Source organism: Myxococcales bacterium (genome assembly GCA_022184915.1).
GTDB lineage: Bacteria > Myxococcota_A > Polyangia > Fen-1088 > Fen-1088 > JAGTJU01.
Map to the genome: position 1 here is coordinate 972,943 of JAGTJU010000001.1, position 11,067 is coordinate 984,009.

At 65.1% G+C, this 11,067-nt stretch carries 11 protein-coding genes; 7 read left to right on the plus strand and 4 right to left on the minus strand.

Translation table 11 applies throughout. The features are described 5' to 3' along the window. Positions 1-120 precede the first annotated feature (120 nt). Positions 121-402, plus strand: coding sequence for an NAD(P) transhydrogenase subunit alpha (locus KA712_04010; GenBank protein MCG5052105.1), 282 nt, complete (start codon positions 121-123; stop codon positions 400-402). A gap of 66 nt (positions 403-468) precedes the next feature. Then, positions 469-1,866: an NAD(P)(+) transhydrogenase (Re/Si-specific) subunit beta gene (locus KA712_04015; protein MCG5052106.1), complete on the plus strand. Its 1,398-nt coding sequence runs from the start codon at positions 469-471 to the stop codon at positions 1,864-1,866. 60 nt (positions 1,867-1,926) lie between these two features. On the opposite strand, the gene KA712_04020 is transcribed toward KA712_04015, so the two are convergent. Continuing rightward, positions 1,927-2,688, minus strand: a complete 762-nt coding sequence (locus tag KA712_04020) for a hypothetical protein (protein ID MCG5052107.1) — start codon at positions 2,686-2,688, stop codon at positions 1,927-1,929. A 32-nt stretch (positions 2,689-2,720) separates the two neighbouring features. Continuing rightward, the gene (locus tag KA712_04025; protein ID MCG5052108.1) at positions 2,721-3,302 is read right to left on the minus strand and encodes a TlpA family protein disulfide reductase; all 582 of its coding nucleotides are present in this window, start codon (positions 3,300-3,302) and stop codon (positions 2,721-2,723) included. Between the two features lie 176 nt (positions 3,303-3,478). Between KA712_04025 and KA712_04030 the strand changes: the two genes are divergently transcribed. From KA712_04030 to KA712_04040, 3 genes are all read left to right on the plus strand, one after another. Continuing rightward, entirely contained in the window at positions 3,479-5,095 is a 1,617-nt protein-coding gene (locus KA712_04030) for a YdiU family protein (protein ID MCG5052109.1), read from the plus strand. A 181-nt stretch (positions 5,096-5,276) separates the two neighbouring features. Then, complete coding sequence (locus KA712_04035) at positions 5,277-5,624, plus strand: HU family DNA-binding protein (GenBank protein MCG5052110.1); 348 nt, start codon at positions 5,277-5,279, stop codon at positions 5,622-5,624. Between the two features lie 248 nt (positions 5,625-5,872). Next, positions 5,873-7,093 (plus strand): nucleoside monophosphate kinase, encoded by a 1,221-nt coding sequence (locus KA712_04040; protein MCG5052111.1) that lies wholly within the window; start codon positions 5,873-5,875, stop codon positions 7,091-7,093. A gap of 24 nt (positions 7,094-7,117) precedes the next feature. Here the strand turns inward: KA712_04040 and KA712_04045 are convergent, their stop codons facing one another. Continuing rightward, positions 7,118-7,711 carry a hypothetical protein gene (locus KA712_04045; protein ID MCG5052112.1) on the minus strand — a complete coding sequence of 198 codons (594 nt, stop codon included), beginning with the start codon at positions 7,709-7,711 and terminating at the stop codon, positions 7,118-7,120. A 30-nt stretch (positions 7,712-7,741) separates the two neighbouring features. Here KA712_04045 and KA712_04050 point away from each other — a divergent pair, with 30 nt between their 5' ends. Beyond that, positions 7,742-8,731 (plus strand): hypothetical protein, encoded by a 990-nt coding sequence (locus KA712_04050; protein ID MCG5052113.1) that lies wholly within the window; start codon positions 7,742-7,744, stop codon positions 8,729-8,731. A gap of 4 nt (positions 8,732-8,735) precedes the next feature. Then, a complete protein-coding gene (locus KA712_04055; protein ID MCG5052114.1) occupies positions 8,736-9,077 on the plus strand; it encodes a hypothetical protein in 342 nt (113 codons plus the stop codon). Between the two features lie 35 nt (positions 9,078-9,112). Here the strand turns inward: KA712_04055 and KA712_04060 are convergent, their stop codons facing one another. Further along, complete coding sequence (locus KA712_04060; GenBank protein ID MCG5052115.1) at positions 9,113-11,065, minus strand: OPT/YSL family transporter; 1,953 nt, start codon at positions 11,063-11,065, stop codon at positions 9,113-9,115. Between the last annotated feature and the right edge of the window lie 2 nt (positions 11,066-11,067).

Sequence of the window (11,067 nt, forward strand, 5' to 3'; positions counted from 1 at the left end):
GTAATAAGCGGGCTCTCTGCGGCAAGGCCTTTGGGTTTGCCCCGGGGTCGCCCAGATTCGCTGCGCCTGTCCGCCTCCGGCCTCCGGAACGGGTGGGCCATCCGCCAAGAAGGAACCAAGTTGGAAACTCTGATTACCGGCCTTACCGTGTTCGTGTTGGCAGTTTTCGTGGGCTTCGAGCTCATCACGAAGGTGCCGCCGACGCTGCACACCCCCTTGATGTCCGGGTCGAACGCCATCTCGGGCATCACGCTCGCGGGCGCGCTCCTGGCGGCCGGTATGAAGGAAGACCAGCTGTCGATGTGGCTGGGCTTCGGGGCGACCGTGCTGGCCACCGTCAACGTGGTGGGAGGGTTCCTGGTGACGAACCGGATGCTCTCCATGTTCAAGCGAAAGCGCTGACGCCCGTCGCGCGTTTCGCCGTCGTTAGCCTCCTGCTGCTCTCCTTTCGACCTGAACGGATCCCCCGTGCTGAACAACATCATCAACCTGGCGTATCTCGTCGCCTCTGTCTTCTTCATCCTGGGCATCAAACTGCTGGGCCGGCCCAAAACCGCTGTTCGCGGCAACGCCTACGGCGCGATCGCGATGTTCATCGCGGTGTTGGTGACCCTGCTCGATCAGCGCATCACCTCGTTCGGCATGATTCTCGCCGGCATCGCCGTGGGATCTCTCGTGGGGGCCATCGTCGCCGTGAAGGTGCCCATGACGGCCATGCCACAGCTCGTGGCGCTGCTCAACGGGTTCGGTGGCGCCGCTTCGACCCTGGTGGCTGCGACCGCGCTTTACCAGGTGCAGCTCGGCCTTCAGGTGTCCACGGCCACGTTTATGGTGGCCACCGTGGCTTCGGGGCTGATCGGGACCGTCACCCTGACGGGTAGCTTCATTGCGTTCGCGAAGCTGCAAGAGCTCAAGTGGGTCGAAAAGATCCCGGCGTTCGCAGCCCAGCAAGCGCTCAACGCCGTGCTGGCCTTGGCGGCCGTCGCCTGTGGCGTCGTCGTGGGCATGGACCCAACGCGAACCGAGTTTTATTGGTACCTCGTCGCGATCTCATCGGTCCTGGGCGTGGGCCTCGTCATTCCGATCGGTGGCGCTGACATGCCGGTGGTGATCTCCCTGCTCAACTCGTACTCGGGCATCGCGGCTTCGGCCACGGGCTTCGTCCTGAACAACAACGTGCTCATCATCGCCGGCTCGTTGGTGGGGGCTTCGGGCATCATCTTGACGAACATCATGTGCAAGGCGATGAATCGCTCGCTCACGAATGTCCTTTTCGCCAAGTTTGCGCCAGGCGCTTCCGGCGGAAAGGCCAAGGCCGACGAGGTGTATGGCGGCAAGGTGAAGTCGTCCTCACCTGAAGAGGTGGCCATGCTCTTCGACAGCGCTCAACGCGTGGTCGTGGTTCCGGGTTATGGTTTGGCCGTGGCGCAGGCCCAACACGTGGTCCGCGATTTGGCCAACCTCTTGAAGGGCAGAGGCATCACGGTCGAGTTCGGCATCCACCCCGTGGCAGGCCGCATGCCCGGACACATGAACGTCCTGTTGGCCGAAGCGGACATCCCCTACGATCTGCTCGTGGACATGGACACGATCAATCCCACCTTCCAGCAGACGGACGTGGTGTTGGTGATCGGGGCCAACGATGTGGTGAACCCCGTGGCGCGCACGGATCCGAAGAGCCCTATTGCCGGCATGCCCATCCTCGAGGTCGACAAAGCGCGCACCGTGGTCGTGGTCAAGCGCAGTTTGAGCCCCGGGTTTGCGGGCATTCCGAACCCGCTCTTCGCGGCCGACAACTGCCTCATGCTCTTCGGTGATGGCAAAAAGGCCTTGGTGGACCTCGTGCAGGCTCTCAAGGAGGGGTGAGCGCGGCGAGGTCGCGCGGGGGGCTGGACCCATTGGTAGGCGCGAGAGCGCCCCCGCGCCTCACGCGTCACGCGCGACGGCGAGCTGGGTTAGGTAGAGGGCGAGATCGACGGGATCCGTGGCTGTCTTGGGGAGGGCGTTGACGAACCCTGGCCGTCCCACCCGGTCCTCGACGCGTGCGGCGGGGGCGTGCGTACGCACCACCTGAAGGACCGTTTCCAAATTGGCGAAGCTCGAGGCCTGCATCCGGTCCTCGAGGAACTGGTAATGGAGGCGGCGCTCGTAGAGCATGATGTCGTCTTGGCCGTCACTTCGGTGAAGCAGCACGAACCGCTCCGGCTGCTCTCGCACCTGGTTTTCGACCCGCGTTTCTTTGCGCGAAAGGGAGAGCCCTCCGGTGAGCAGCGCACGGACGGGTGAGAAGCGGCGCTGGGTGGTGCTCGTTGCCTTGACCTCGACGTGGAGCCGAACGCCGCGTTGAATGAGGGCGATCGCCCCCCATGGGCAAATGTGAGGCGTGCCCTGGGCATCGTCCACGATGAGGGCTTCGGGATGGAAGGTGAGGGCGCGTGGTAGCAGCCGTTCCGCATCCGAGGGGGCGCAGGCCGGGTCGCAGACCAGCGTCTCGAGACCCAGGTCTGCGAGTCGCGGGGCCATACCGTCGAGAGGCTCTCCCGACGCCGCCATGGCCAGCACGCGAGGAAAGCTCCCACTCAAACGCTGCCGGACGTCCGCGGCAGACAGGCCTGCCACCGCGGCAATTTGAAACACGGTCTCCTCCGTCAGAGGAGGGCTGCGGGTCGCCAGAAGGAGCATGGACACGGCCCGACGTTTCGCCGGCGGCTACGCTTGACTCAGCGCGCGGCCTTGCTCAGACCCTTGTCCAGCAGGGTACGCACTTTTGCCACGTCGACGGGGCCTTGCTGCCGGTAGAGCACTTTCCCCTTGGGTGACAGCAGCAGCGTGAAGGGAAGTCCTCCCTCCCATGCCTTGTCGAACGCGGTCAGGGCGGCTTCTTTGTCCGCATCGGCCAACAAGTAATTGCGCCCGCGCGCGCCCTGCTTTGTCAGGAAGGCGAGCACCTGGTTGCGTTCGTCCTCGGACTGAGCGGCCACGGTGACCAGCTCGAAGCCGCGCTGAGCGTAGTCTCGTTCCAGGTCGAGAAGGTCCGGGAACTCTGTGATGCAGGGACCACACCAGGTGGCCCAGAAGTTCACCAGGACCCAGCTCTTGCGGTCCTTGTTGGCCCGGAGCGCCTTGACGCCAGCGAGGTTCAGGGCTTCGAGCGACACCCCCTCCGGCGCAGGAGCGCGGGGCAGCGGCATCGCCGGGGCCGCCTGTCCGGGCACGCCGGAACCAACCAAAACCGCGACCAGCAACAGTTCTGCCCGGCGGAGCTGCGACCGGGAGAGCCGCTGGTTCGTGTCGATGTGCATCTAGTCCCTTCCGTTGGCTCGAACGCCCCTCGACCGTTGCGAGAGAGTTTTGGGCGTGTCCGCACGTCGTGCACGCCCTCGCTTCGATTGTGAGAGGCCTTCCGCGTTCGTGCAAGGCCCGTCCTCGTTCGCTTACCGGGCAAGGGGCGGGGTCGGGCTGCTAGGGTTGAGCCGACATGGTTCCTCCGCTTACAGATGCTTCAGCTTCGCCCAGGCCGGTCGAGGGGCTTCGTTTCGAGAACCGCTTCGTGGCATCGCTGCCCGGAGACCCTCGCACGGACAACACCACTCGTCAGGTGTTCGAGGCGTGCCATTCGCACGTGACACCCACGCCCGTGCCCGCGCCCCGGCTGCTCGCCCTCGTGCCCGAGGTCGCAGCGCAGCTGGATCTCGCGGCGAAAGAGACCCCCACCTTGACGGCCGTGCTCGCGGGCAACCTGGTTTTGCCGGGCATGAAGCCCTATTCAGCCTGTTATGGAGGCCATCAGTTTGGCTCCTGGGCAGGGCAGCTGGGGGATGGCCGCGCCATCACGCTCGCCGAGGTGGTGAACGACGCGGGTGCGCGCTACGAACTGCAGCTCAAGGGGGCGGGCCCCACACCCTACTCCCGCCGAGCGGACGGCCGGGCGGTGCTGCGTTCGTCACTGCGAGAGCTGGTTTGCAGCGAGGCCATGTTTCATCTGGGCGTCCCGACCACGCGCGCCCTCTCGTTGGTGGGCACGGGGGCGCTGGTCGAGCGGGACATGCTTTACGACGGGAATCCCACGTTCGAGCCCGGGGCGATCGTGTGTCGGGTGGCGCCCTCGTTTTTGCGCTTTGGCAGCTTCGAGCTTCACGCCGCTCGGAAGGACCGCCGCACGCTCGAGGCCTTGTTGCGGTACACCCTCGACCAGTTTTATCCGCAGTTCGTGGAGGAGGCCCGCATGAATCTCGCGGGGTTTCTCGAGGAAGTCGTTCGTCGCACTGCCCGCATGGTGCTGCACTGGATGCGGGTGGGCTTCGTGCACGGCGTGATGAACACGGACAACATGTCGGTTCTGGGCCTCACGATCGACTATGGACCTTACGGATGGGTCGAGCCCTTCGACCCTCACTGGACTCCGAACATCACCGACGCCCAGGGCCGCCGGTATCGCTTCGGCCATCAGCCCCAGGTCGCGTTTTGGAACCTGCTGCAGTTCGCGGCGGCTCTGGCGCAGCTGCAAGACGACGTGGCACCCCTCGAAGAGGCGCTCAAAGCCTACAAGGACGAATTCGAGGCAGGGCATCGCCGCATGATGCTGGGCAAGCTGGGGCTCACGGAGCGCGCGGAGACGGCGGAGGACGATGAACGCTTCATCGACGAGCTCTTTGCGTTGCTCATGGTGACCGAGACCGACATGACTCTGTTTTATCGGCTACTGACCGAGGTGGACCCCGGCGGCTCCGTCGAAGCCGCTTTCGAGGCTCTGCGCGGCGCCTACTACGTGCCCGACGGAGCAGCCCTCGCGGTTCCGGGTCCGCTCGCGCGCTGGCTCGAGGGCTACGCCGCGCGCGTTGCGCGGGAGGGACTTTCCCCCGAAGAGCGCAAGCGACGCATGGACGCGGTGAACCCGCTTTACGTGCCGCGAAACTATCTTGTGCAGCAGGTCATCGAGAAGGTGACAGATGGCAACGAGGCGGCTCTTGTTGAGCTGCTCGATGTCTTGAAGCGGCCCTACGAGCCACAGCCCGGGCGGGAAAGCTTCGCGGCCAAACGTCCCGAGTGGGCCCGCCGGCGGCCCGGCTGTTCGATGCTCTCTTGTAGCTCCTGAAGGTTTGCACGCGCCCGTGACGCCCAACGCGGAAGGGGCTTTGCGACGAAGTTTGCGCGCGCCTTCGTCGTACGCGCGTACCGAGATGCGCAGAAATACCGACGAAAACCAACAATTTATGTTGTGGAAGCCGAAAAAACGGGGTTTCAATACTGTCGTACGTTCCGCAAAAGGAGACGTGATGGCGGCAAAGAAAGCAAAGAAAGCAAAAGCAACTAAAGAAAAGGCCACTGGTGGCCCCCTGTCCAAAAGCGGCTTGATCCAAGCGATCGCGGACAAGAGCGAGCTGGCCCGCAAGGACGTCAAGGGCGTGGTCGAAGCCTTGGCCGATCTCGGTTACAAGGAGCTCAAGAAGAACTCTCTCTTCGTGGTGCCTGGTCTGGTTCGGATGACCGTGGTCAAGAAGCCCGCCACGAAGGCCCGCAAGGGCACCAACCCCTTCACGGGCGAGCCCACGGTCTTCAAGGCCAAGCCCGCGCGTAAAGTGATCAAGGCACGCCCGGTCAAGGCTGCCAAAGACGCGGTCTGATCGGCCGCACTCGGGACGAGGGCTGCGCGGCTCCATAGCTTCGCAGCCCTTTTTTCGTGCCCGGGCCGAGCGAGACGGCTGCGGCCGGCTGAGGCGGCGCAGGCCGAGGCCGTGACTTTGGAGGGCATGTTTCCGGCCTGTCGCGCCTTGCGGTCTCGTGGGCCTGGCATGCGGCGTCCGGGGCGTGTGCGGGGGAAGTGTGACAAGGCGTCTGGCCGGGGCCGCAGGTAGACCTCATAATGGCGGCCGTGCCCATGCCCGTAAACACACCCGCTGACAGCGAAGCCACCCTGGCCCCCAATGCCGAGCTGGAGATCAAGGACGCTCCGCTCATCTTCGACCAAGTTTGGCGACGGCTCGAGGCGGACTTCGGTCGGCAGAATTTGCGTTTTCCGAAGGAGATCATGTGGCTCGGCGGCGCCCCGGGTGCAGGCAAGGGGACGAACACGCCCTTCATCATGCGCGAGCGGGGCCTGACGGCAGCTCCCATCGTCATGAGCGATCTGCTCGACGCGCCCGAGATGCAGGCGCTCAAGGACAAGGGCGCGCTGGTGGGCGATCGGGAGGTCATCGAGGTGCTCCTGCGCCAGCTGCTCAAGCCCGCGTACGAATCGGGCGTTGTGGTGGATGGTTTCCCACGGACCAAGATGCAGGTCGAGGCCGTAAAGCTGCTCCACGACCGCATGCTCGACCTGCGAACGGAGTTCTTCAAAACGCCTCTCGGCCCAGAGTTTCGAAGGCCGCTCTTCCGGATCACGGTGCTCTTCATCGACGAGCAGACCTCGGTCGAACGACAGCTGATCCGCGGGCAGGAGATCCTGCTACACAACGAACAGGTGGCGCGGACGGGTGTAGGCCGGCCCATCGAGTTGCGACCCACCGACGTCAACGAGGACTTGGCGCGAAGCCGCTATCGGACGTTCAAGGAGCAGACGTACGAAGCACTCACCAGTCTCCGCAAGCATTTCCACTACCACTTCATCAATGCGCAGGCTGCGCTCGACGAAGTTGAAGAAAACATCAAGAACGAGTTCAAGTACCAAAGCTCCCTAGAACTCGACCACGACACCTACGACATAATCCATCACATTCCCGTGACAGCCGAGATCATCGTACATGCACGGCAGGAGCTGGTGCGGCGTCTCGACAACTATGAACATCGGCATGCGTCGCTGTTTCGTGCCGTGGTCGCGGTGATCGACGCAGAGTTCGTGCCCCCAATTCGTCGGCATGCGTTCGCGGGTCGCGCCCACATCAAGTCTCAATCTCCGCTCTTCGAGGATGCCCTGGCCGTCGACATCGTGATCGACACACTGTCGGAGCGAGGCTATCGGGTGGTATACGAGAGGGAAAGCACCCAGGTTCCTCATCTGGTCGATCTGAAGACTGGCGCCGTGACCTGCAAGCGCGAGCCGGTGCACTTGTTCGAGATCGGCTTCCCGCCGCCCGAAATTCGCCGGGGACACTGAGGCGCGAGCCCCCCTGGGGGCGCGTCAGGTCTTGAACTTGGAGACGTCGACGAGGTCGCTGTCAGCCAGCGTGTTGACCAGCATCGAAACGTGTTGCTCGAGCCGAGCGAGCCGCTGTTCGAGCACCGACGAAGCGCCCGGGTCCGGGGCCGCCCTCGCAGGGCGCGGGAGGAAGGGCTGCGCTGCGACTGCCGCTCCGTAGGCTCTCTCGAGCCCTCGCTCGATGGCCGACGGCGTCGTCAACGAGAAGCGCGCGTCGCACATGGTCGACATCCTCAACTGCACGAGCAGATCCTCCCGGGTGGGATCTGCCGTCGCGATCATGAGCAGCTTGCCATCGAGGCGGTAGGGAACGATCAGGTTGCTGAGCGCGGTCTCCTTGGGGACTTTGGCAACGGCGTCGTCGCCGATGCTGACGGTGTCGAGCGCCACGATGGGTACGGTCAGCTGCTGGCTGAGCACCCTCATGAGGAGGTCCTCGGTCAGCACACCCGTCCGGATGAAGTAGAGGCCAAGCGGCAAGCCGGTGGCCCTCTGGCCGCGCACCGCCGCCAGAACCTGGGCCTCGGTCACCAGGCCCGCACCGACGAGCAATTCGCCAAGCATCACCCTCGCCATGCGCCCATGGTACCATGGGGCTTGGACCTCATGAGTGGCCCCACAGGCGCGAAAGTGAATTCCCTGGTGCTCAAGGGCCTCAGGATCGTCTGGCCGCGCCTCGTGGCCATGCGCCTCGATCTGCTGACGGTCGTGGAGGGGCGGGATCTGCTCGTCGCCTTCGTTCTGGAAGACGCGGGGCCGCGGGTTCGGGGCATGCGCCACCTGGGATACCGACCTGCATGTGTGTCCATTTCCCAGACGCGGAAACATCTCCTCGTCGCCAACGATCACGGTAATTGGTACGAGGTCCTGAACGCTCGCACGCTCGAGCCGGTCTTTACCCAGGCGGGCTCGGACGCCTTTCCCTGCACCTTTGCCACGCTGTCTGGGGACGACGTGCTGGTGTCCGCCCGCCCCGGGAGCCTCGAATTTTCTCAAGTGCCGAGCGGCAACACCATCATGCGCATCCCGTGCGACAAGCCCCGGGCGTTCATTGCCACGCAGACGGTCGAGCTGGCCGCGGGTGAAGCCGTGGGTGTCGTGGGGCATACCTTCCTGGACTCCCGCATGGGGCCGCTCGTCTTTCGCATGGGGGCGTTTCTCGAGGGAGAAAACGAACTTTTGCTGGGAATCAAGCGCTTGTCCGACCTCGGCCACAATCACGTGGCCATAGGCCCGTGCGGCTGGGAAGAGGTGCTGCTGTACAGGGAAACACCCCGGCTCGGGAACCGAGCGGCCGAGGTTCCCGGGTTTTCCGTGCACAAGCTGCCCACCGAGGACACGGAAACGAGCGCGGGCCCCGTTCTCGAGTTCGTGGCTCACCCCAAACCTCTGGCCGCCGACGCCCGCATCATGGCGACGTCACTCGCCATCGCCGCTGCTTCCGAGCGCGGCCTCGAGCTGGTGCCCCGCGCGGGTCTCGCTGCCCCGGCCAGCTTTCTTCCCGGCCGGGCGTTCGGCTTCGACGCCGAGGCGGGCCGGATCGTGCTCGTCACCCCGGATGGCGGAATCGACGTGGTGGAACTGCCTCGTGTGTGACGGCGTGGGGCGAGCAACGATCCGGGGCACCAACGGAAACAAAGCGGCGGAGGTGGCCATGTACGCGACGATATCCAGGTTCTTTCGCGCGCCGGTGCGCGTGGCGCTCGTGGTGGGGCTTTTCATAGGGGCTTCGGGAGGCGTTGGCTGCGCGAGCAAGAGCCCGCAACAGGTGCCGGCGCAGGACGCCCGGGCCGCGCCGGCTCCCGAAGCAGGAAAAACGGGTGCCGCGCAAGGACCTCCCTGCGGTTCGAACACGTGTGCAGCCGGTGAGGTCTGTTGCAACGAAAGCTGTGGCATCTGCACCCCTCCCGGAGGCATGTGCCTGCAGCAAGTCTGCGAGTGACCGAAGCGGACGTGCCCCGGGGCACCGGATGAGACCTAGCGGCTGAGGAAAAACGTGTTCGCAGCTGCGACCAGCACGCCCACGATCGACTCCCCCGCCACCATCCCCGAGGCGAGTGGGACCACCAAGCGTTCGGCGCTCGCCCGTGAACGTCTGTGCCACAGCCACGTGGCCAGGGCGCCGATCAGCATCGAGAGCGGGTACTGAAAGGGAAGGATGAAGCCGAGGCCGAGGCCGGTGGCCGACGGGATGAAGGTACGCCGCTTGGGAAACCATCGCTCGAGCAGCGTGAGCGCGGCGCCCACGAGCAAGCCGACCACCATGCACGTGCGGGCCATGGGCGACAAGGTCTCGAAGCCATCCTGGAAGACGCGCGCCACGGCAAGCCACGATTGGGCGGAAGGCGCGGGGAAGGCTGGCGTGTGACCAGGGCTGCCCGTGAGCGCCGTGGCGTCGGGCACGAGGAGGTAAAAGCCCATCACCGTGGCCACCGTGCCCGAGAAGATTCCGAGGAACTGCGCGACGAATTGCCTGCGAGGATCCGCGCCCAGGAGGTACCCCGACTTGAGATCCGTGAGCAAGTCAGCGGACGACGAGGCGGCGCTGGCCGTGATGGCGGCGGTCATCAAGTTCGCGGTGGCGCTTTGCGGGATGAGGGCGCCGTAGGTGAGTTGGGTGATCTTGCCCATCGCTCCGATGGGCGTGATGTCGGACTCGCCGGTGGCTCGGCAGGCCACGAGTGCCAGGAAGTAGGTCATCGCCACCGCCACGACGCCCAGGTACCAGGGCACGAAGAAGTAGCGGTGCGAGATGAACACGATCGCCAAACCCGACACCAGCACGCCCCAGACGAACCAACGGCCTGGCACCTCTGCCGAGCCCTGGGTGGAGCCCGGGGGCTGCCCGGGCGCGCTTTTCGGTTGTTTGAACGCACGGCCGATGGTGCGCCATTGAAAGGCAAACGACAGGAGGCCGGAAGCCACCATGATCGGTGCGCCTACCCACACGCCGATCTCGCGCCAGGCGGCTGCCGGTTGGCCGATGGCCCGCAGGCCCAGCGCCACCGGTCCCACCCAGTACGCGAGCAGAACGCTGCTCACGACCATGGCGACGCTGACCCGCAGACCCACGAGGGCCCCTGCTGCGATCATCACCAGCTTGTGGTCGAGTACCCAGGTCCAATCGCTGGGCAAGAGCCTGCGTCCCGACAAGGGGTCGCTACCGACCGCAGGAAGCCAGCCATCGAAGATCGGGGTTTCGGCGGGAAGCAAGGGCGTACGCTCTGCGCCACGTCCCCGCAGCTTCAGATCCATGAGCAAGGGGGTCACACCTGCCACCCCGGCCGCGATGAAGAGCGCACGCGCCTTCGCGAGGGCGTCGCCGCCATGGCTGTAGAGCGACTGCAGCGTGGTGGCGGCCGCCAAGCCCGACGGAAAACGCAGCCGCTCGTGGTTGATCATGGTGCGCTTCATCGGGATCGCCAAGCACACCCCCAGCATGGCGAGGAAGAAAGTCCACGCCGCAAGAATGGGCCAGGGCAGGTGTTCCCCTCCAGGCCGCGCGGGGCTGGCCGAGAGAATCAAGAGGGCAGCGATCGCCGAAACCATGCTGGCGCCCGTGCTGTAGCCGGCAGCCGACGCGGTGGACTGCAGGCAGTTCGTTTCGAGAATGGAAAGCGGGGTACGGGCCAGCCTGAGGCGGAGTAGGCCGTTCCACATCGAGTAGGCCAGGATGCAGGCCGTGATGGCCACCCCCAGCGCCCAGCCCGTCTTGAGGCCAATGTACAGGTTCGTGAAGGCCAGTAGAAACCCGAGCAGGGAGCCCATCGCCACCGCCCGGAAGGTCAGCTGGGGCAGATCGTCGCCCCGGTACACTTTCTGGTACCAGGTGGCCTCGTCCATTGGGTCCACCTCTTCGGGTGGAATGGCCAGGGGCTTGCCCCGTTCGATGTCCTCGGCGGTGACGGCAGGCTTTTGGAAAAGGGGCATGC